This window comes from Neisseria zalophi (assembly GCF_008807015.1).
Taxonomy (GTDB): Bacteria; Pseudomonadota; Gammaproteobacteria; order Burkholderiales; family Neisseriaceae; genus Neisseria; species Neisseria zalophi.
The window spans coordinates 1,695,357-1,716,383 of record NZ_CP031700.1; the positions used below are offsets into that span (position 1 = coordinate 1,695,357).

General features: G+C 45.2%; 23 protein-coding genes, 1 other RNA gene and 1 pseudogene. 11 read left to right on the plus strand and 14 right to left on the minus strand.

Features of this window, described 5'->3' with window-relative positions:
• Positions 1 to 148 precede the first annotated feature (148 nt).
• Both D0T92_RS07840 and ruvX read left to right on the plus strand, forming a co-directional pair.
• Complete coding sequence (locus D0T92_RS07840; RefSeq protein ID WP_151051769.1) at positions 149 to 697, plus strand: YqgE/AlgH family protein; 549 nt, start codon at positions 149 to 151, stop codon at positions 695 to 697.
• Positions 690 to 1,148, plus strand: coding sequence for a Holliday junction resolvase RuvX (ruvX, locus tag D0T92_RS07845; RefSeq protein ID WP_151051771.1), 459 nt, complete (start codon positions 690 to 692; stop codon positions 1,146 to 1,148). The genes D0T92_RS07840 and ruvX overlap by 8 nt, the downstream gene beginning before the upstream one ends.
• Before the next feature lie 59 nt (positions 1,149 to 1,207).
• On the opposite strand, the gene hpnC is transcribed toward ruvX, so the two are convergent.
• The 4 genes from hpnC to D0T92_RS07865 all read right to left on the minus strand — a co-directional run bounded on the left by hpnC (position 1,208) and on the right by D0T92_RS07865 (position 4,635).
• Positions 1,208 to 2,023, minus strand: coding sequence for a squalene synthase HpnC (hpnC, locus tag D0T92_RS07850; protein WP_151051774.1), 816 nt, complete (start codon positions 2,021 to 2,023; stop codon positions 1,208 to 1,210).
• 95 nt (positions 2,024 to 2,118) lie between these two features.
• An RNA gene (ffs, locus tag D0T92_RS07855) (signal recognition particle sRNA small type) lies at positions 2,119 to 2,215 on the minus strand.
• Positions 2,216 to 2,411: 196 nt separating this feature from the next.
• The gene (locus D0T92_RS07860; RefSeq protein WP_151051776.1) at positions 2,412 to 3,236 is read right to left on the minus strand and encodes a class I SAM-dependent methyltransferase; all 825 of its coding nucleotides are present in this window, start codon (positions 3,234 to 3,236) and stop codon (positions 2,412 to 2,414) included.
• Between the two features lie 235 nt (positions 3,237 to 3,471).
• A complete protein-coding gene (locus tag D0T92_RS07865; protein ID WP_151051778.1) occupies positions 3,472 to 4,635 on the minus strand; it encodes a trans-sulfuration enzyme family protein in 1,164 nt (387 codons plus the stop codon).
• Between the two features lie 231 nt (positions 4,636 to 4,866).
• Here D0T92_RS07865 and folE2 point away from each other — a divergent pair, with 231 nt between their 5' ends.
• Entirely contained in the window at positions 4,867 to 5,640 is a 774-nt protein-coding gene (folE2, locus tag D0T92_RS07870) for a GTP cyclohydrolase FolE2 (RefSeq protein WP_151051780.1), read from the plus strand.
• A 95-nt stretch (positions 5,641 to 5,735) separates the two neighbouring features.
• Here the strand turns inward: folE2 and accD are convergent, their stop codons facing one another.
• The 3 genes from accD to D0T92_RS07885 form a co-directional block, all read right to left on the minus strand.
• Positions 5,736 to 6,608 (minus strand): acetyl-CoA carboxylase, carboxyltransferase subunit beta, encoded by an 873-nt coding sequence (accD, locus tag D0T92_RS07875; protein WP_151051782.1) that lies wholly within the window; start codon positions 6,606 to 6,608, stop codon positions 5,736 to 5,738.
• 278 nt (positions 6,609 to 6,886) lie between these two features.
• Positions 6,887 to 7,669, minus strand: a complete 783-nt coding sequence (gene trpA / locus D0T92_RS07880; protein WP_151051784.1) for a tryptophan synthase subunit alpha — start codon at positions 7,667 to 7,669, stop codon at positions 6,887 to 6,889.
• A 199-nt stretch (positions 7,670 to 7,868) separates the two neighbouring features.
• The gene (locus tag D0T92_RS07885; RefSeq protein ID WP_151051786.1) at positions 7,869 to 8,351 is read right to left on the minus strand and encodes an FxsA family protein; all 483 of its coding nucleotides are present in this window, start codon (positions 8,349 to 8,351) and stop codon (positions 7,869 to 7,871) included.
• Positions 8,352 to 8,482: 131 nt separating this feature from the next.
• Here D0T92_RS07885 and D0T92_RS07890 point away from each other — a divergent pair, with 131 nt between their 5' ends.
• A complete protein-coding gene (locus tag D0T92_RS07890) occupies positions 8,483 to 9,214 on the plus strand; it encodes a peptidoglycan DD-metalloendopeptidase family protein (RefSeq protein ID WP_404821646.1) in 732 nt (243 codons plus the stop codon).
• Between the two features lie 215 nt (positions 9,215 to 9,429).
• Here the strand turns inward: D0T92_RS07890 and rplI are convergent, their stop codons facing one another.
• From rplI to rpsF, 4 genes are read right to left on the minus strand one after another with little or no spacing between them, the layout of a single operon-like run.
• Positions 9,430 to 9,879: a 50S ribosomal protein L9 gene (gene rplI / locus D0T92_RS07895; protein WP_151051788.1), complete on the minus strand. Its 450-nt coding sequence runs from the start codon at positions 9,877 to 9,879 to the stop codon at positions 9,430 to 9,432.
• Positions 9,880 to 9,896: 17 nt separating this feature from the next.
• Positions 9,897 to 10,127 carry a 30S ribosomal protein S18 gene (gene rpsR / locus D0T92_RS07900; RefSeq protein ID WP_054599043.1) on the minus strand — a complete coding sequence of 77 codons (231 nt, stop codon included), beginning with the start codon at positions 10,125 to 10,127 and terminating at the stop codon, positions 9,897 to 9,899.
• Positions 10,128 to 10,133: 6 nt separating this feature from the next.
• Positions 10,134 to 10,430: a primosomal replication protein N gene (priB, locus tag D0T92_RS07905; RefSeq protein ID WP_151051790.1), complete on the minus strand. Its 297-nt coding sequence runs from the start codon at positions 10,428 to 10,430 to the stop codon at positions 10,134 to 10,136.
• 7 nt (positions 10,431 to 10,437) lie between these two features.
• Complete coding sequence (gene rpsF / locus D0T92_RS07910; RefSeq protein ID WP_151051792.1) at positions 10,438 to 10,821, minus strand: 30S ribosomal protein S6; 384 nt, start codon at positions 10,819 to 10,821, stop codon at positions 10,438 to 10,440.
• A gap of 260 nt (positions 10,822 to 11,081) precedes the next feature.
• On the opposite strand from rpsF, the gene mutL reads away from it, so the two are divergent.
• Positions 11,082 to 13,025 (plus strand): DNA mismatch repair endonuclease MutL, encoded by a 1,944-nt coding sequence (gene mutL / locus D0T92_RS07915; protein WP_151051794.1) that lies wholly within the window; start codon positions 11,082 to 11,084, stop codon positions 13,023 to 13,025.
• Positions 13,026 to 13,132: 107 nt separating this feature from the next.
• Here mutL and D0T92_RS07920 read toward each other — a convergent pair whose 3' ends face one another.
• Entirely contained in the window at positions 13,133 to 13,429 is a 297-nt protein-coding gene (locus D0T92_RS07920; RefSeq protein WP_151051796.1) for a DUF2288 domain-containing protein, read from the minus strand.
• 493 nt (positions 13,430 to 13,922) lie between these two features.
• Between D0T92_RS07920 and D0T92_RS07925 the strand changes: the two are divergent.
• The 5 genes and pseudogenes from D0T92_RS07925 to D0T92_RS07945 all read left to right on the plus strand — a co-directional run.
• Positions 13,923 to 14,552: pseudogene (locus D0T92_RS07925) on the plus strand (metal ABC transporter ATP-binding protein); the annotation flags it as partial.
• A gap of 76 nt (positions 14,553 to 14,628) precedes the next feature.
• A complete protein-coding gene (locus D0T92_RS07930) occupies positions 14,629 to 15,498 on the plus strand; it encodes a metal ABC transporter permease (RefSeq protein WP_151051800.1) in 870 nt (289 codons plus the stop codon).
• A 125-nt stretch (positions 15,499 to 15,623) separates the two neighbouring features.
• Positions 15,624 to 16,574 (plus strand): metal ABC transporter solute-binding protein, Zn/Mn family, encoded by a 951-nt coding sequence (locus D0T92_RS07935; protein WP_151051802.1) that lies wholly within the window; start codon positions 15,624 to 15,626, stop codon positions 16,572 to 16,574.
• 89 nt (positions 16,575 to 16,663) lie between these two features.
• Positions 16,664 to 17,011 carry a helix-turn-helix domain-containing protein gene (locus tag D0T92_RS07940; protein WP_151049971.1) on the plus strand — a complete coding sequence of 116 codons (348 nt, stop codon included), beginning with the start codon at positions 16,664 to 16,666 and terminating at the stop codon, positions 17,009 to 17,011.
• A gap of 26 nt (positions 17,012 to 17,037) precedes the next feature.
• Positions 17,038 to 17,811, plus strand: coding sequence for an IS3 family transposase (locus D0T92_RS07945; protein ID WP_263641710.1), 774 nt, complete (start codon positions 17,038 to 17,040; stop codon positions 17,809 to 17,811).
• 114 nt (positions 17,812 to 17,925) lie between these two features.
• Here D0T92_RS07945 and D0T92_RS07950 read toward each other — a convergent pair whose 3' ends face one another.
• Positions 17,926 to 18,555 carry a nitroreductase family protein gene (locus tag D0T92_RS07950; protein WP_151051806.1) on the minus strand — a complete coding sequence of 210 codons (630 nt, stop codon included), beginning with the start codon at positions 18,553 to 18,555 and terminating at the stop codon, positions 17,926 to 17,928.
• 355 nt (positions 18,556 to 18,910) lie between these two features.
• On the opposite strand from D0T92_RS07950, the gene D0T92_RS07955 reads away from it, so the two are divergent.
• Positions 18,911 to 19,819 (plus strand): LysR family transcriptional regulator, encoded by a 909-nt coding sequence (locus D0T92_RS07955; protein ID WP_151051808.1) that lies wholly within the window; start codon positions 18,911 to 18,913, stop codon positions 19,817 to 19,819.
• A 120-nt stretch (positions 19,820 to 19,939) separates the two neighbouring features.
• Here D0T92_RS07955 and D0T92_RS07960 read toward each other — a convergent pair whose 3' ends face one another.
• Positions 19,940 to 20,800 carry a phosphoribosylaminoimidazolesuccinocarboxamide synthase gene (locus tag D0T92_RS07960; RefSeq protein WP_151051810.1) on the minus strand — a complete coding sequence of 287 codons (861 nt, stop codon included), beginning with the start codon at positions 20,798 to 20,800 and terminating at the stop codon, positions 19,940 to 19,942.
• Positions 20,801 to 21,027 lie beyond the last annotated feature (227 nt).

The following is a 21,027-nucleotide window of genomic DNA, read 5'->3' on the forward strand; positions in this document are numbered from 1 at the left end:
ATTAACAAACAAGCCGTCTGAAAACCATTCAGACGGCCTGTTTACATAACACTTCCGAAACTTTTATTCCCTACCTTCCAAATACTTGTAAAACACACACCAGCCCCCATTTAAATCAATATAAATTATCTAGAGAAAAATCCTTACTATGAATTTAGCCGACCATTTTCTGGTAGCCATGCCATCTATGGATGATCCTTTCTTTGAAGGCAGCGTGGTTTATTTGTGCCAACACAATGACGAAGGCGCCATGGGTGTGGTGATTAACAAACCCTCACCGGTAACGATGGATTTAATCTTCGCCGCCGCCGATACCACTATCCCCGAACGTTTTCAAAACGAATGGGTCATGATGGGCGGCCCCGTGCAAATCGACCGCGGTTATGTTGTCCACACTCCCGTAGGCAATTGGCAGAACAGTCTGATTGTGAACGACAATATCGCCCTCACCACCTCGCGCGATATTATTGAAAATCTGGCGCAACCCGACACAGTAGATAAAGCCGTTGTCAGCATTGGTTATGCCAGTTGGGAACCCGGCCAGCTCGAACAAGAATTAGCCGATAATGCTTGGGTTACCGTGCCCGCCGATACCCATATTTTATTTGATCTGCCCTATGGTGAACGCTATGGCGCCGCTTTTGCCAAAATCGGCGTTAATCCCAGCTTGATTATGAATGGTGCCGGGCATGCTTAAAGCCCCTAACGGCACCACTTTGGCTTTTGATTTCGGCGAAGCCCGCATCGGTGTGGCCGAAGGGGATGCCGAAGTCGGTACTGCCCACCCCATTACCACGGTTACCGGAAACAGCAACGAAGCCAAATTTGAAACCATCGGTAAATTATTGCAAGAATGGCAGCCGAAGCAACTGGTTGTCGGCCTGCCTTTCCACACCGACGGCACTGAACACGAAATGACCCGCCTGAGCCGAAAATTCGGCCAACGCCTACAAGGCCGTTTCAAGCTGCCGGTTTATTGGGTAGACGAACGCATGTCGTCCCTCTATGCCGAAAGCCTGTTAGCCGAAGCGCAAGTGTTCGGTAAAAAACAAAAACAGGTATTGGATCAGGTTGCCGCACAGGCAATTTTGCAGAGTTTTTTTGAAAGCGGCGCCACCGAATTTTTTAACGGTCGCCCGGAACATTGATCTAAAAATTTTACGATACGAAATCAAATCACGACAGCGGCGGTAAATCACATCGGCCGCTATTTTTTCAAAACAGCACGCTTCACAATCACCCACCAGTCTTTGGCTTCCAGCTTCGGCCTGTTTTCAAATACATTGTATTGATTGTTAGACAGTTTATTTAAAATTTGTTGGCCGCCGAGCATAATCATGCGCAATTCGAAACCGATGCGCCCTTTTAACGTTTTACCCAAAGGCGAACCGGCTTTCAGCATTTTATGGGCACGTTCGCATTGGTAAGCCATCAAACGCTGAAAGGCAAAATCGGCTTTTCCGGCCGCAATTTGTGCTTCGGTCACACCGAATTTAACCAAATCGTCTTGCGGCAGATACACTCGGTTTTTTTCCCAATCCACCGCCACATCCTGCCAGAAATTAATCAATTGCAAAGCGGTACAAATACCATCGCTTTGGGCAATACTGAGCGGATCATGTTCGCCATAAAGATGCAGCATAATCCTGCCGACAGGATTGGCAGAGCGGCGGCAATAATCCACCAATTCGCCAAAATTCTGATAACGTTTTTTTTCTACATCCTGCTTAAATGCTGAGAGCAAATCATAAAACGGCTGCAACGGCAGATTGAACGGTTGGATAGCACGGGTTTGCAAATGTTGCATCATCGCGGTTTGTGGCGTTTCACCACGGGCAATGGCATCCAATTGCGCCGACAGCGCATCCAATTGTTGCAAGCGTTCACTATTGGAAGCTTCCCCTTCATCGGCAATATCATCGGCAGTGCGGGCAAACGCATAAACGGCATGAATAGGTTTACGCAAACGCCGCGGCAATACCAGCGAGCCGACAGGGAAATTTTCATAATGGTTAACCGACATATTTTTTCCAATAGCTAAACAAACAACCGCATCAATATCAAATATTAAAACAAAAGCACCGACGGCGTGATTGCAATCGGTGCTTTAGGAATAAGGGCGGCGAGCCAAACCCCCGGCACTAGCGCATCAGAGTGGGCTGCTGGCTTCCGCCCCTGACCCGTTGCTCCGAATTACCATGCGGGGAGACCCGCCAAAGATTGATTATTATAACGGCTTTTTATCCGTATACCAAGCAATAAATCTATTTTTGGGCGTAATAATATTGATGCTTATCGAATCATTTTAATTCTGTATACATTTTAGCCATCAAATAAAAATAAAGCCGTCTGAAATGTTTCAGACGGCCCCTCATCATCTTTAATCATCACTTATTTCACTATTCATCTTTTTACACCAAATCAACACGGATAATACGTTGATCAAAAACCCGCCGCCCCCATTTGGTGCGGTAAATCATTTGAAATAGCCAAGGGTAGCGGTGGCCACAGTAATCACTTAGAAAAAGCACACGGCTGACACGCAGACCAGATTGCCACTGTTCCATTTCTTTCGGCTCTTTTAACGACCATTCAAATTCAGGGCGGTTTTTACTCATTTTACCCAGTGCATCATGGTGCTTGGCACGCCCTACGGCTATGGTAGGAACCATATCGAAAATAACCGATACCCTCGGCAGCAAACGGCCGATCATGGCAAAAAATGCCTGAACTTCGGCCAATTTGAAATACATCAATACCCCTTCAATCACCAACAACACTGGTTTTCCATGAGCCGCAACAGTTTTTGCCCACTCCTCGTCAAACATCGAACCGCTCAAATACACATTACCCGACTCGGGCAACAAATGACGGCGCACCTCAATCACATCCGACAAATCCAAATCATACCAAGCCGTAACCGCAGGTTTGCCCAAGCGCTCAAAACGTGCATCCAAGCCCGCCCCCAATTGCACCACGACCGCATCGGGATATTCCGCCAAAAACCGCTTGATTTCTTCATCAAATAAAGCTGCCCGACCGCAGCATCCTGGTTGAGACATTTTGGACTTGGCAAAAATGCTAAAATCATAATCTATCTGTTTCAGCATATCAGCTGCAACCGCATCGCGAATCAATGCATCAGGGCGGTCATATTCGACTGCTTTTGCCCATAAAGTAATCAACATGGTTTCCGATAAAGTGCTCATAGATTCAGAAGATAATGGTGCATTCATAACAACCCCTCCGACTTTAATTTCACCGCATTGCCTAATACACTATCAGGCTCGAGACAACTTAACCGTACTTAAATACATCATAGCGCCATAAACAGTAAAGATTATCATTCCAAACTGTTAATTTTAATTATAATCCAAACCATCATTTAACCCATGCAATAAGGGGGCGCTATCCGCCCCCTATTAACAACATCTTATTTTACAACTTACTTCAAACCTTTCAGACGGCCTATTAGGTGTTTAAAGAAACATCTAAAGCAGCGGATACATCTGCCCAAATATCTTCAATATCTTCCACTCCTACCGAAAAGCGCAATAAACCCACTTTAATACCGGCAGCCGTTTTAATTTCATGAGGTACGCCGCTGTGTGATTGTGAATAGCAATGGTTCACCAAACTTTCCACGCCGCCCAGACTGGAAGCCATCTGAATAATATTCAGATTTTGAATCACGCTGTTTGCCGCTTCTTTCGTATCATTTTTTAACCAAATCGTTACCACACCACCGAAACCGCGCATCTGCCGTTTGGCCAATTCATGATGCTCATGCGAAGGCAGCCCCGGGTAAAACACTTTTTCAACGGCAGGATGTTGTTCCAAACGCCTTGCCAATTCCAAAGCATTTTCACAATGCCGCTGCATGCGTAATGCCAAGGTTTTAATGCCGCGCAACACCAAAGCGCAGTCCATCGGCCCAGCTACACCACCGGTATTCACCATCATCGAACGCATAGGTTTGGCCAAAGCTTCGCTTTTTACCACCACTACACCCATCAATACATCGGAATGCCCGCATAAATATTTGGTTGCCGAATGAAACACAATATCACAGTCCATATCGAGCGGATTTTGCAAATAAGGTGAAGCAAACGTATTGTCCATACCCACCAACACGCCGGCCGCCTTGGCTTTCTTCGCCAACGCAGGAATATCAACCAACCTCAACAAAGGATTAGACGGCGTTTCCAGCCACAACATTTTTACGTTGCTATTTTCCGCCAACACCTTATCAAAATTACCAGCATCGGTTAAATCGGCAAACACCACATTCACCCCCCATTGTGCATAAACTTCGGTGAGTAAATCGTAGCTGCCACCGTAAATATCACTTACCGCGATAATGGTATCGCCCGGCCGCAGAAAAGTACGGTATACACAATCAATACCGGCCATACCACTACTAAAAGCAAATCCGGCCGCGCCATGTTCCAATGCTGCAACCGTATCTTCCAAAACCTTTCGGGTCGGATTGCTTAAGCGTGCATAACGAAACGGCACATTCTCACCGATGGCTTTGAGCCGGAACATACTGTTCTGATAAATCGGCGGCATAATCGCACGATTGTGTTCATCGGAATCATAACTGCTGTGGATGGCTTCGGTAGCAAATTTCATGACAAAACCTTTCGAGTGGAGGTAGATAAATTCTATCACTATCTAAAAAATAGACACAATCAATGTTATGCAGAAATCCAAGTGATATAATTAACCGCTAAAATGAAAAGCAAACGATTACAGATACCGCACAGGCCGTCTGAAAAAACCGTTTCAACCGGCCTTGTATTTTCGGGCAAACACCCACACATAAAGGCTTTCAGCCTTTTCGATTCAAAGGAAATCTACCGCATGAACGCCATTGCAGACGTGCAATCCACTCGCGATTTACGCAACCTACCGATTAATCAGGTCGGTATTAAAGACTTACGTTTTCCTATTACACTGGATACTGCCGAAGGTCGGCAAAATACAGTTGCCCGCCTAACCATGACCGTCTATCTGCCTGCCGATCAAAAAGGCACGCACATGTCGCGCTTCGTCGCACTCATGGAAAAACAAACCGAAGCCTTATCTTTCGACCGTCTACACACACTTACGGAAGAAATGACGACATTGCTGGACTCGCATTCCGGCAAAATCAGCATATCGTTTCCGTTTTTCCGTAAAAAAGCTGCACCGGTTTCAGGCATCCAATCCATGCTTGATTATGATGTCACCCTCACCGGCGAAATCAAAAACGGCGAATACAGTCATACGCTTAAAGTGCTCGTACCCGTTACCAGCTTGTGTCCGTGCTCTAAAGAAATCTCACAATACGGCGCCCACAATCAACGCTCACATGTAACCGTTACCCTCACTTGCAGCAGCGAAATCGGCATCGAAGAAGTGATTGATTGTGTGGAATCGCAAGCATCCTGCCAGCTTTACGGCTTACTCAAACGCCCTGATGAAAAATTCGTGACAGAACAGGCCTACGAAAACCCCAAATTCGTCGAAGATATGGTACGTGATATTGCCACCCGTTTATTGGCCGATAAACGTATATGCGGATTTATTGTCGAAAGTGAAAACTTCGAATCCATACACAATCACTCTGCTTATGCCTATATCGCACATCCCTAAAAATATTATGTTAAAGTGAATAATCAACGTCACTTTTTTCTATAAAAACAAGGCCGTCTGACTTTTCAGACGGCCTTGTTTTTATATTTATCCGATTATACCGGCAAGGTAACCGCTTCCTGACGGCGCAACAAAGTAATCAGATTGCTAATACGGGTTTTCATTTCACGGCGGTCGACAATCTGATCAATCGCCCCTTTTTCCAATAAAAACTCGGCACGTTGGAAACCTTCAGGCAAGGTTTCGCGTACGGTTTGCTCAATCACACGCGGACCGGCAAAACCAATTAATGCTTTCGGTTCGGCCAACACAATATCGCCCAAGAAAGCAAAACTGGCCGACACGCCGCCCATAGTCGGATCGGTTAAAACCGAAATAAACGGTAAATTTTTCTCAGAAAGCAAATGAAGAGAGGCACTGGTTTTCGTCATCTGCATCAAGGAGCTCAAACCTTCCTGCATACGGGCACCACCGGAAGCAGCCACACAGATAAATGAGCAATTATCGGCGGCGGCACGGCGCACACCCTCGACAAAGCGCTCTCCTACAACCGAACCCATAGAGCCGCCGATAAAGCGGAATTCGAAAGAAGCAACCACAACAGGCAAGCCGTTCATCGTACCTTTCATCACCACCAATGCATCATCTTCTCCGGTTGCTTTACGTGCGGCAGAAAGCCGGTCAGGATATTTTTTACTATCTTTAAATTTCAGAATATCTACCGGTTTGACATTGGCACCTATCTCCTCACGCCCTTCTTCATCAAGCAACAAATTAATCCGTTCACGGGCAGACAAAGGATTATGATAGTCACATTTCGGGCAAACCTGTTGGTTTTGCTGCAAATCAGTTGTATAAAGCGTAGCGGAACAATTGGGGCACTTATACCATAATCCTTCCGGAACAGTAGATTCGTTTTTGTCTTCACGTTTGATTTTAGGAGGAAGGATTTTATCTAACCAGCTCATTGAAAGCTCCTTTATTGTTTTCGGACGGCTTATTTTGCCGCCTGCGGCTATATATTTATACATACCGCGGTTTGGTTGGCGTCTTAATATTATTGATACGGCATCTGCTAGAAACCGAAAATATTAAGTCATTATTATGAATGGTATATGAGGGATAACCACAAAATAAATAGAAGTAACGTATTTTTGAAAATATGGCCGCCAATATAAGCCAGCAAGAGTCGGATTGGCAACCGCTATTTTTATTTAACAATCTGCTTTATAGCCTGACACGATTTCTAAATAGCAGCTTTTAGCGTGGCAACCAATGCACCAACCGCTTCTGCTTCACTGCCTGAGTGGCTTTCTATTTCTTTTACAATACGGCTACCGATAATCACCGCATCAGCCACCGCAGCGATTTTACGCGCGCTGTCTGCATCCGAAATGCCAAAACCGACACCGATAGGTACTTGGATATGGCGGCGTAAAACCGCCAGCTTGGCAGCGACTTCATCGGTATTTAACGAAGCCGAACCAGTAACACCCTTCAGAGAAACATAATAAACAAAACCGCTTGCCAATTTACCGATAGCCGCCATCCGTTCTTCGTCGGTTGTCGGAGCAATTAGGAAAATACAATCCAAGCCGTTGGCTTTTAAGCTATCGTATAACGGTGAAATGGTTTCCACGGGCGAATCAACGGTTAATACACCGTCGACACCTGCTTCTGCCGCACGTTGGGCAAACTCAGCATAGCCCATTTTATGCACAGGATTCAGATAGCCCATCAAAATAACCGGTGTTGTTTGGTTGGTTTCTCGGAAAGCTTTCACCAAATCCAATACATCACTCAATGAAATGCCTTTGGCTAAAGCACGTTCCGCCGCCCGTTGTATAGTGGGGCCATCTGCCATCGGATCGGAAAAAGGCACGCCCAGCTCGATAATGTCGGCACCGTTTGCCGCCATACTGTGCATTAAAGCCAATGTAGTCCGGATATCAGGATCGCCGACAGTAATATAGGGAATCAGAGCCTTGCTACCGCTCTGTTTGTTAAAAACTTGCTGAATTCTGCTCATATTTATATATCTGTTGTCCCGAATTGATATTCGAGGTGCTCCGTGTTGCATTAAGTTGTTAAGTATAACATTTCTTGTATTTGGTCTGAACGATAATTTACACATAATAGACTGAACTATTTTTCCATGCTTTGGCAATGTTCAAGGCCGTCTGAATTTTTTTCAGACGGCCTTGAAAAGAATGACAAACATTTTCTGCTTAATCGGGTTTGTGTTCGATATAATTTTGTTTATCTTTTTCAGACGGCCTAGTCACCGTGTATTCACCTTCAATAACGTCATCATTATCCTGAGTATGCGGTTTGGTAAAGGGATTTTCACCGCGACCACTACCGAATGTCTGCTGCTGCATCGTGGCAATAGGCTTACCTTTAAAAGGCAACAGCAAAAACAATCCGATCAGCAAAGAAACAAAACCCGGACTCATAAATAAAAGTGCTGCAACCGCATAACGTATCGGCCATAGCATTTCATACATAGAAATTTGTTCGCCCGAACGAATTGCCGCACCTGCCAAAAACACACCGGAAAGACCAGTATGCCTCAACATCATCATACCTACCACAAAACTAAGAATCATCAAGCCAAATGTTGCAGCACCTCCCATAAAATCCGCTACCCATACGATAGACATGATTTCCAAAAACAACAGTACCAAAAACCCGATACCGAAAAAACGCATAATGTTTTCCTTGATAATATTGATTGTTATCTAAACCGCTAAAATAGAGCCAATCACTGTCCCTTTCAAGCATGACAGTTGTCAAAACGAGTAAAATCCAAGTCGTAAAAAAAAGTAAAGCTTAATAGCAAATGCTGTCTGAACGTGTCATAACAGGGGGAAAATTTGCTATCCTTACGCCCATGAATATACAAATCCCTTTTTATACCACTCTAAAAAAACATGCAGCGCTTCTCTCTTTAGCCGTATTGGCCGCCTGTGCGGGCACACCTACGGACGGCCCTGTACCTGAAGGACATTACCGCGTACAGCGTGGTGACAACCTTTACCGTATTGGCTTACGTTTCGGTCAAAGCCCCAATACATTAGCGGCATGGAACAATTTAAGAGATCCTTCTAAAATAGAAGTCGGGCAAGTCTTGCGTGTTCGTTCCACCTCTTCTTCAACGTCGTCTTCTCGTTCCCACTCGACAAGCACGGTTAGCCCAACCAACCGCCTGCATATGCAATGGCCAGTAGATGATGGAAAAGCCAATATTATTAAAGCATACAACGGCACTTCAAATAAAGGCATCGATATCAGCGGTGTACGCGGCACCCCCATTAGGGCGGCGGCCGATGGTAAAGTACTATATGCAGCCGAAGGTTTACGCGGCTATGGGAAACTGATTTTAATCAGCCACAACAGCAACACACTAACAGCTTATGCCCATAACGATACCTTCTTAGTAAGAAAAGGGCAAACTGTAAAAGCCGGCCAGGCTATTGCCACTATGGGCAGCAGCGATACCGACCGGGTGAAGTTGCATTTTGAAGTCCGTATTAACGGAAAAGCAGTGAATCCTACACCATATTTAAATTAATTATTTTGTTATTTTTAATCTAGGTTTATTTATCAATTAAGTAGGCCGTCTGAAAATTTTCAGACGGCCAATTATTTTGTAATGTGTGCAAATAAATCAGATTAAATATTATCGTTTACTTTATATGTTTAAAACTATGTGCAACGAATAAAAAAGCCATCTGAATATTTCAGATGGCTTTGAAAAATTATTAATGCTTTTGGAAAACAACCTGATTATTCGGCAGGAACCACAGCAACGTTAATTTTAGCAATTGCATCAGTATGCAAAGCAACTTCTACTTCGTACTCGCCGATTGCTTTCAGCGGGCCGTTAGGTAGGCGTACATTGGATTTAACTGCTTCAATACCGCTTTCAACAATAGCTGCTGCAATGTCGGCATTGGTAACGGAACCGAACAGACGGCCGTCCACACCAGCTTTTTGAGCCACGGTAATGGTTTGTCCGTCCAATTTTTGTTGGCGTGCTTGCGCATCGGCCAAGATTTCGGCTTGTTTGGCTTCCAATTCGGCACGGCGTGCTTCGAATTCTTTCATATTGGCTTCAGTGGCGCGTTTGGCTTTTCCTGAAGGAATCAGGAAGTTGCGGGCATAGCCGTTTTTAACGGTTACGATATCGCCCAAATTGCCCAAGCCACCGATTTTTTCTAACAGAATAATTTGCATGGTTTTATCTCCGTTAATTATTTATGTTGGTCGGTGTAAGGCAGCAAAGCCAAGAAACGGGCACGTTTTACGGCAACCGCCAATTGGCGTTGGTAATGTGCTTTAGTGCCGGTGATGCGTGCCGGAATGATTTTGCCGTTTTCAGAAATGAAGTCTTTCAACAAGTCTACTTGTTTGTAATCGACTTCTTGGATTTTTTCAGCCGTAAAACGGCAGAATTTTCTACGTTTGAATGATTGACGAGCCATTGTCGTTTAACCTTTATATTCTTTAATGTTCTGTATCCGCAACATCGGATTCCGATAACGTTGGCTTCTTTGTGCCAAGAAACCGCTGGCTTCTATTTGAACGCCTTCGCGATGTTGCCAATTAAGCGCTTCCTTACCGATCAGTTTGGCGGGTAGTTCGAACTTCACCAAACATTTCTGCCCGTTTTCTTCCTGCCAAGATTCATGTTGCAACATGATTTCTAAAACCGGAATCCCTGCGGGCGTGTATCTTAATGCTTTGCACTCGATAATTCGGGCGGTAAGAGAGAAAAGATTGTTCAATCTTTAATTACGCTTCGCTGGTTTCTGATTCTGCTTTTGCTGCCGAATTGCTTTCGAGCAGATTTTTAGACTTTTCGTCTTTCATCATCGGAGAAGCTTCGGTTACAGCGTGTTTGGTTTTGATGGTCAGATGACGCAATACGGCATCGTTAAAGCGGAAAGCGGTTTCCAGCTCTTCAACCACTTCAGGCGTGGTTTCGATGTTCATCAAAACATAATGGGCTTTGTGGATTTTGTTGATCGGGTAAGCCAATTGGCGACGGCCCCAATCTTCTAAACGGTGGATAGTGCCTTTTGCTTCGGCAATCATGGTTTTATAACGTTCAACCATAGCGGGCACTTGCTCGCTTTGATCCGGGTGAACGATAAACACGATCTCATAATGACGCATGTTATCTCCTTGCGGTTTTAAGCAGCCTTTTACCATGCGAAGTAAAAGGCAAGGTTGGAAAACGGGAAATTATAACGGGTTTGCGGCGGCAAAGCAATCAAATAAGTTCGCTTACCTTATTTATTTATCAAAACAAATATTCAAACAACCTTACCAAACACACACGACCAAACCGACATTTCAGACGGCCTGTGGTTTATAATAAGCGCCACTGTTTTTAAACACCACTCTATTTCATTGAAACTTCGGAAAATATCATAATGAACCGTATTGCTGCCCTGCCTGATCATCTTGTCAATCAAATTGCTGCCGGAGAGGTGGTTGAACGCCCGGCCAATGCCTTAAAGGAAATTGTTGAAAACAGTATTGATGCGGGGGCAACGATAATTGATGTTGAGCTTGGCGGCGGCGGCATCCGCTTGATTAGGGTTTGCGACAACGGCAGCGGTATTCATGCCGATGATGTGGATCTTGCCTTACACCGCCATGCCACCAGCAAAATCCAATCGCTGAGTGATTTGGAACGTGTTGCCAGTATGGGCTTTCGCGGGGAGGGTTTAGCCAGTATTGCATCGGTCAGCCGCCTAACCCTCACCAGCCGCACAGCAGAGAGTGCGCACGCCCATCAGGTGAAAGCGGAAGACGGCAAACTCAGTGCCAGCAGCGCAGCCGCCCATCCGGTCGGCACCACGGTTGAAGTGGCCGAATTGTTTTTCAACACACCGGCACGGCGCAAATTTTTAAAATCCGAAAATACCGAATACGCCCATTGCGCCACCATGCTCGAACGCCTTGCCTTGGCGCATCCGCATATCGCTTTTTCGCTCACGCGCGACGGGAAAAGTGTTTTCAAATTACCCGTTCAAAGTTTAAACGAACGCATCGCTGCTATTTTAGGCAATGATTTTCAGACGGCCTCTTTGCCGGTAGACAGCGGCGAAGGGATTATCCGGCTAAGCGGTGCCATTGCCAAACCGACGTTTACCAAAGGCAAAAACGACAAACAATATTGTTTTGTGAACCATCGTTTTGTACGCGACAAAGTGATTCTGCATGCTGTCAAACAAGCTTATCGCGATGTATTGCACAATGCGCTCACGCCTGCTTTCGTGCTGTTTCTCGACCTGCCGCCCGAAGCGGTTGATGTAAACGTACACCCGACCAAAACCGAAATCCGCTTCCGCGACAGCCAGGCCGTGCACCAATTGGTTTTCCATACCTTAAATAAAGCACTGGCCGACACCCGTGCCGACCAAACCGAAAGCGTGAGCAATGCCGGCAGCGTATTGCATGAAATGTTAGGGGTACAAACACCGTCCGAGCCGCATCAAACGTCTTCTGCCAGCCCCACCCATACGGCAACAGACTTCGGTGCCAACCGTTTGAACGACCACGGCAAATCCGCCCCTGCGCCCTATTCCGCTGCCCGACCGCCGCAACAACGCACGCTTTCACTGCGGGAAAGCCAAGCGGCTTTAAATACTTATGCCGAGTTATACCGCAGTACGGACACCCCTAAAGAAGACATCGAGCTAACCCAATTCGAGCAGGCCAGATTGGGCGATAACAGGCCGTCTGAAAACCATAACACCGATACCGTGCCGCCAAGCGCCGAACTGCCGCCGCTAGGCTTTGCCATCGCCCAGCTTTTAGGCATTTACATCCTTGCCCAAGCCCAAGACAGCCTGCTGTTGGTTGATATGCATGCCGCAGCGGAACGGGTAAACTATGAAAAAATGAAAAAGCAACGCGAAGCGCTCGGCAGCCTGAAAAGCCAACGTCTGCTGATTCCGGTTACCTTTAACGCGTCGCATGAAGAAATGGCCGCTTTTAGCGACCATAACGAAGCATTACGCGACTTCGGCCTTGAATTATCAGATATGGGCAACAACACCTTAGCCGTCCGCACCGTGCCGGCGATGTTGGGTAAAAGCGATGTGGCCGAACTTGCCCGCGACATGCTGAAAGAAATCGCTCAAACCGGCAACACCCAAACGGTTGAAGCGCGTGAAAACCAGATTTTGGCTACTATGGCCTGCCACGGTTCCATACGCGCCGGACGCCAGCTCACCATGCCCGAAATGAACGCCCTGTTGCGCGATATGGAAAACACACCGCGCAGCAACCAATGTAATCACGGACGGCCGACTTGGGTAAAACTCACATTAAAAGATTTAGACGCTTTATTCCTACGCGGGCAATAAATCCAATAATAAAGTAATAAAGGGGCATATATTTTGCCCCTTTATTTTTATATGATATTTTTGTGATGGGGCCGTCTGAAACATCCCATCACAAAATCAAAGATACATTAATCACGGCAGGGCTGTATCAATACCCAAGGAGCAACCACCACCGCCCACATTTCCTGATTATCCGCCAAAAACCGCCGTGCCTGATCTTCGCTAACCAAGCCGAATTTTCCCGCATCCATCCATTTTTTCAGTTCCGTCGCATTATCTTCAGACATTAAGCGTGCGGTGGCAATCAAATCCAAACCGGCATCCACATAAACCGCCGCACCGCGCGCAAAATGCGGCTGGAGTTCCTGCCATGAAATACGCGCCGTTTCCAAATTCAGCTTATCGTCCAACACATCATCACTCATCAGGGCTTACCCTATATTGTAATTTAAAAACAGGATTGTACCGCAATGTACCTATTCTGCTGCAACCCGATATTTTATCTGTTTCATATTTTTATCTATTTATAAATCCGAATCAAAACTAAAATAAAAATATTTTTATTAAAATGAAATTTGCATATTATGTACTGCACCGTTCAGACGGCCTTTTAACACTTAGCGGCGATTGGTTTTACAAACATAATGTTATACAGTATCATCAGCACTTTATCGCTATTCAAACGGCTTTAAAGCCGTCTGAAACCTATACATAAAATATGATGATGAACTCCATCTTATTAACCGGTTTACTCCAACGCCTCTTACTGGCCTTTGTCGCACTCATATTCTTATGGGGCGTTTATTTTTGGGCGACGGCAGCATGAGCATTGTGGTTGACAACCTCACCGTCAGTTATCGCCGCCGACCAGCCGTACATCACCTGGATACCGAATTTTCCGATGGTTGCATGTGTGCCGTTTTCGGCCCCAATGGTGCCGGTAAATCCACCTTGTTAAAAGCGCTGATGGGTTTATTAAAAGCAGATACCGGCAATGTCCGCCATGTCGGCCTGAAGCGCAGTGATATTGCCTATCTGCCGCAGCAGTCCGATGTTGACCGCAGCCAACCGATTACTGTTTTTGAATTGGCCGCTTTGGGTTTATGGTATGAAATCGGCTTTTTCGGCCGTGTAAATGCCAAACAGCGCGAACGAGTGATGCAGGCTTTAGAACGCGTCGGCATGGCAGAGACTGCCAACCACCAGATTGCTCATCTTTCCAACGGGCAGTTTCAACGGGTTTTATTTGCCAGAATGTTGGCACAAGATGCCAAATTTTTATTACTCGACGAACCATTTAACGCTATTGATGCCGGCACTACTCATGTACTGCTCGAAGTTTTACACGGCTGTCATCAAACGGGGCAGTCAGTTATCGCGGTCTTGCACGACTATGATCAGGTACGCACCTACTTCCCCGAAACACTATTGATTGCCCGCAAAAAAATTGCCGAAGGGGCAACCGAAAGCGTTTTAACCGAAGAAAATATGCAGCAAGCCAATGCCGTGATGCAGCAACACGAATTAGAAGCATGGTGTAAAGACTAAAATCACCTACCTTTATCAAAGGCCGTCTGAAAAAACATCATAATTTAGATAGCTCCTAACTGAAACCGCCTACCTTATGTACGAATTACTTTTCGAACCGTTTACCGAATTTGATTTTATGCGCTATGCGCTCGCGTCAGTGATTTTCTTATCATTGAGTGCAGCGCCCGTTGGCGTATTTTTGGTGATGCGGCGCATGAGCCTGATAGGCGACGCACTCAGCCATTCGGTACTGCCTGGTGCGGCAGTAGGTTATATGTTTGCCGGCTTGAGTATGCCCGCTATGGGCGCAGGCGGTTTTGTTGCCGGCATGATTATGGCACTGCTGGCAGGCTTGGTCAGCCGTTTTACCACACTGAAAGAAGATGCCAACTTTGCTGCCTTTTATTTGAGCAGCTTGGCCATCGGTGTGGTTTTGGTCAGCAAAAACGGTAGTAGTATTGACTTGCTGCACCTGCTGTTTGGTTCTGTTTTAGCAGTTGACCTACCTGCTCTACAAATGATTGCCGTTTGTGCCAGCATTACCTTGATTATATTGGCTATTATTTATCGCCCATTAGTATTGGAAAGTATTGACCCTTTGTTTTTAAGGGCGGTAAACGGTAAAGGCGGCTTCTGGCATGTGTTATTTTTGATTCTGGTCGTGATGAATCTGGTTGCCGGTTTTCAGGCGCTGGGTACATTAATGTCGGTCGGCTTGATGATGCTGCCTGCTATCAGCGTTCGCCTATGGGTGAAAAATATGAGCGCATTGCTGTTGTTTTCAGTGATTACCGCACTTGTCTGCGGTACCGGCGGATTATTGTTTTCCTATTATGTTGAAATCCCTTCCGGCCCTGCTATTATTTTATGGTGTGGTGTGTTTTATCTTTTTTCAGTTATCTTCGGCTTCGAAGGCGGTGTGATTTCCAAATGGCTGAGACATAAAAAACACCTTGCCATATAAAGATATGATTGTGTATTGATGCTTTACTGCCGTTCAGACGGCCTATCCCCAACCGATAGACAGCAATACATATTACGTTGTTTTGCTTACTTAATATTGTTATGTTATATCACAAGGAGACTATTATGAAACATTGGAAAATCGGTGTTATCGCTGCTTTATTGTCCGGCAGTCTTTATGCCGCCCCGCTGCCCGTTGTCACCAGTTTCAGTATTTTGGGTGACGTTACCCATCAAATCGGTGGTGAACGGGTAAGCGTTCAAAATCTGGTCGGCCCCGATCAAGATACCCATGCTTATCACCTAACCAGCGGCGACATTAGAAAAATCCGCAATGCCAAACTGGTGCTATTGAATGGTTTGGGCTTGGAAGGTGCCGATGTACAACGTGCCGTTCAACAAAGCCGTGTCCCCTATGCCGAAGCCGCGGCTGGTATTACCGCATTAAAAGCGGATGACGACCATGATGACCACGATCATGATGACCATGATCACGACCATGATCACGACCATGATCACGATCACGACCATGCACACGGTCATCACCACCACGGCGAGTTCGACCCACATGTTTGGTCGGATCCAGTATTAATGCAAACCTATGCCCGAAATGTTGCCAATGCATTAATTAAAGCAGACCCGCAAGGTAAAACTTACTATCAGCAACGTTTAAACAATTATCAAGACCAATTGAAACAACTCCATGCAGAAGCACAAAAATCATTTAATGCTATTCCGCAAGCCAAACGTAAAGTCTTGACCGGACACGAAGCTTTTGCCTATATGGGCAAACGCTATAATATCCGCTTTATCGCACCGCAAGGCGTCAGCACTTCTGATGAACCATCGGCCAAAGAAGTGGCAGCGATTATCCGCCAAATCAAACAAGACGGTATTAAAGCTATCTTTACCGAAAACATTAAAGATACCCGTATGGTGGAGCGTATTGCCAAAGAAACCGGTGTAAAACCCAGTGGCAAACTTTATTCTGATGCACTGAGTAAAAATACACAGGCCGATACATACATTAAAATGTATCGCCATAATGTGCGTGCATTAAGTAATGCCATGAAATAATTCATATTATCAATAATTAGGCCGTCTGAAATTTGAACTGCACCCCAAAAGTTGGACACTTCTCCAATCCATTAAGGTGCAGTTTTCTTATGAGCAAATATACATTAGACTTTAAATACCAAGCCGTACAATATTATCAGCGCGTACGCAGCCAACAGCGTACTGCCGATCACTTTAATATTTCCCGTACCCATTTACGCCGTTGGATAGCCGCATACAACCAAGGCGGCATCCGCGCACTTGAGCATCCGCAGGCCATTATGATCATCAAACGCAAAAACCCCTTTATCGTCGATAAACCCGACCACGAAAAAACACAGGCGGAACTAATCGAAGAGTTGCGCTATATGCGGGCGGAGAACGACTATCTAAAGGAATTAAAAGCCCTCAGGCAGAAAGAAGCGGTCGCCAAAAAAGCGAAGCCGTCCAAGCACTGAGGGCAAAACATCCGCTTAAATACCTGCTGCACAGTGCTGCACTGCCCAAAAGCAGCTTTTATTACCATCACGGATGCCCCGACCCAGACGAACAGGACAAAGCTACCGTTGCCGAAGTTTATGCCCGACATCAAGGGCGTTACGGATACAGGCGGATTGCCGCCACTTTGTCATGGAATAAGAAAAAGGTTGCCCGTTTGATGAAACTGTTGCAATTGAAAGCCAAAGTGCGTCCGAAAAAAGCCTACCGCCATCCGGCAATGGGAGAACCGTCGGATAATATTCTGAACCGCCGCTTTGAGGCGCAAAAACCTAATGAGAAATGGCTGACTGATGCCACCGAATTCAAGTGCAGCAATGGTAAACTGTATCTGTCACCGATATTGGATGTATTTAACCGCGAAATCGTCGCTTATGCGATGAGCCGCCGCCCGAACAGCGAGATGGTGGAAAGAATGCTGAATGATGCGGTCTGTAAGCTGACAAAGGCAGATAAAGTGCTGCTGCATTCCGATCAAGGTGTGCTGTACCGTACGGAAGCCTACCGCCGCACGTTGGCAGAACACGGCATAGTGAAAAGTATGTCGCGTAAAGGCAATTGTTGGGACAATGCACCGATGGAAAGCTTCTTTGCGATACTGAAGACGGAATGCTTTTATCAGGAAGGCAAAGTTTCGACAACAGAGCTGATGCAGACAATAGATGACTATATACGATACTACAATCATGACAGATGTAGTTTGAAATTGAAAAAGCTGAGTCCTGTGGCATACAGAACCCAGCTCGAAAAGGCAGCCTGAAAAGGCTTTTATGTTTGTCCAAGATTTGGGGGGCAGATCAATTTTCAGACGGCCTAATTATTTATAGTTGCTGTTTATTCGGATTATATTCAAATACAGCAATAACTATATTTATTAAACAGTTTCACTTACTTTAAGATTAGAACCAAAAACTTTAAAGCGGTGCTCTAAAGGATCTAATTCCTTATCATCTGCAGGCCCCGCTATCCCGCCAAAAACCATTTGCGCATATAACTGCCATGAATCGGGAATCGACCATTCGGCAGCCACATATTCATCAATCATCGGATTATAATGCTGTAAATTGGCGCCTATACCTGCAGAAGCAAGTTTCACCCATATAGCATATTGAACCATGGCGTTGGTTTGTGCCGACCAAGTCGGGAATAAATCCGCATAAGCTGGAAAATTTGTCTGTAAACCCCGAATAGCACTCTTATCCTCAAAAAATAATACCGTAGCAGCAGCTTTTTTAAATTTATCCACCTGTTGTCTTTTCTGCCCAAACTGATCACAAGCAACAATAGAAGTCAGTGCCTCTTTCGCCAGCTCCCATAATTTTTCATGTTCCTCACCGAACAACACAATCACACGGGTTGATTGGCAATTAAATACCGATGGTGCATGAAGCACAGTATGCCCTATCATTGCAGTGATTTTTTCTTGATCTACCGGCAATTTTTTATCTAATGTATAAACCGAACGACGAATAGCTTCGGCATGTTGTAGTTCTTGACAGGGCATAATGTTCTTCCTCACAATAAATTACTTTAATAATTGAAAACTTTTTATCACAAATGGTTTTCTTTATTATATTTATACATACAATAATATTTAAATATTCGCTGTAATTTTACATAAAACATACAGTCAAAATTTCAAAATATGGCAAAATATTAAAATTCAATATTCCCAAGCATAATAAATAACCAATAAAGAAAACAACAACTAAAAATTAAAGTTATAATAATTTGTTTGACTATATTTTATTTTATATTTAAAAATAGCCATTTCCTGCTTATATGGTATATAGTATATAACTTTCCTCTTTATTAATATATAGATTCCCAATCAAAAGAACTTTTCCAGAAAAGAAATCATGGATACCTTATTTAGCTTAAAAGTATTCCGTCAGGTCATACAAAGCGGTAGTTTTACCCGCGCGGCCGACCAACTCAATATTTCCACGGCGATGGCCAGTAAACACGTTAACCATCTGGAAAAAACCGTGCAGGCAAAGCTGTTGCACCGTAACAGCCGTAATTTGCACCTTACCGAAGCCGGCGAAGAATATTATCAACAAAGTGCCTACGCACTTGATATGCTGGAAGCGGCCGCCCGAAAAGCGGCCAGCGGCAACAACAAACCGCAAGGCACCCTTAAAATCACCATGCCGCAATGGTTTGCCAACAAACGCTTTAGTAACTGGTTGGAAGAATACCGCCAACGTTACCCGCAAGTTACCCTGAATTTAGACCTGAGCAACCATCATATCGATTTGATTGCAGAAGGTTTTGATTTGGCCTTGCGCGTTTCCAACACCCCCAACCCCTCGCTGATTGTCAAACCCTTAACCGATATCGAATTCATTATGGTTGCTTCTCCGGATTATCTGCGTCACCACGGCGTGCCGCAAACACCGGAAGAAATCAAAAATCATCCGGCCATATTGCCTTCCTATGTAGACGTTTCCAACGTGCAAATCAAAGATAAAGACGGCAACACACATGATTTTTCCCTTGATCCGGTAGTGTTAAGCAGCAGTACCTTGATGACTGGCAGCCTGATACGCTCCGGCGTCGGTATCGGCTATCAGCCTTTATGGTGTGTGGAAGACGATTTAAACTCAGGCAAACTCGTGCGCCTGTTTCCTGATTACCAAGCACGCAATATCCGCTTATATGCCGCTTATGTGGACAGAACGTTTTTAAGTGCCAAAGTGCGTAGCTTTATCGATTTCCTCGAAGAAAAAACAACCTCTACGAGTAAGCCCCCCAAAGCTTTTTAAACCGTTTTTAAACATATAGTTTCAAACAAACTATTGAATAATAAAGGCCGTCTGAAATCATTTCAGACGGCCTTTATTATTCAATTATGCCTGCATGGCACTTCATCGGTATTCAATCGATTAACGAGTAAGCAGGCTTAATGCTTCCTGATACTTCTCAACGGTTTTCCGAATCACTTCTTCCGGCACTTTCGGTGCGGGTGCTTGTTTATTCCAGCCTCTTTGTTCCAACCAATCGCGCACAAACTGTTTATCGAAAGAAGGCGGATTGGTGCCGACACGGTATTGGTCTGCCGGCCAGAAACGGCTTGAATCCGGCGTTAACACTTCGTCCATCAACGTCAGCGTACCGTCTTCATCAATACCGAACTCAAATTTGGTATCGCAAATAATGATGCCGCGTGTTTTGGCATATTCGGCCGCTTCAGTGTACAACTGAATGGCTTTATCACGCACTTGGGCCGCCAATTCTTTGCCGATAATTTTTTCGCAGGCTTCAAAGCTGATGTTTTCATCATGATCGCCCACTTCGGCCTTGGTCGACGGAGTAAAGATCACTTCCGGCAGCTGTTGTGCTTCCTGCATGCCCTCCGGCAGCGCGATACCGCACACCGCACCTGTTTTTTGATATTCTTTCCAACCGCTGCCTGCCAGATAGCCACGCACAATCGCCTCCACTTTTACCGGTGTGAGTTTTTTGGCGACTACCGCGCGTTTCTCAAGCGTTTTGGCTTCCGCTTCGGGCAATACATCGTAAACTGTATCGCCGGTAAAATGATTCGGCATAATATGCGCCAGTTTGCCAAACCAAAAATTAGAAATTTGTGTGAGTATCTCGCCTTTTCCCGGAATAGGATCATCGAGAATAACGTCGAATGCGGAAAGCCGGTCGGAAGCCACCATCAACATACGCTTATCGTCTATTTCATAAAGATCGCGGACTTTGCCGGAATAAATTTTTTTCAAACTGATTGAAGACATGGTTTTCTCTTTATCGGAGGTTTTAGATCGGAAAATATTATTTTAACGGAAATCCCCCTCAAGCGTGCAGATTGTTCACAATCATCAGATAATCAAGCAAACCGATACCAATCTTTTCCACATTGTTTTTTGTTGTTCGCAAGCTTATATTAATGAACAAATATCTAATCAGGCCGTCTGAAATGTTCAGACGGCCTGATACTGCCGATTTATCCGTTCACAGGCAA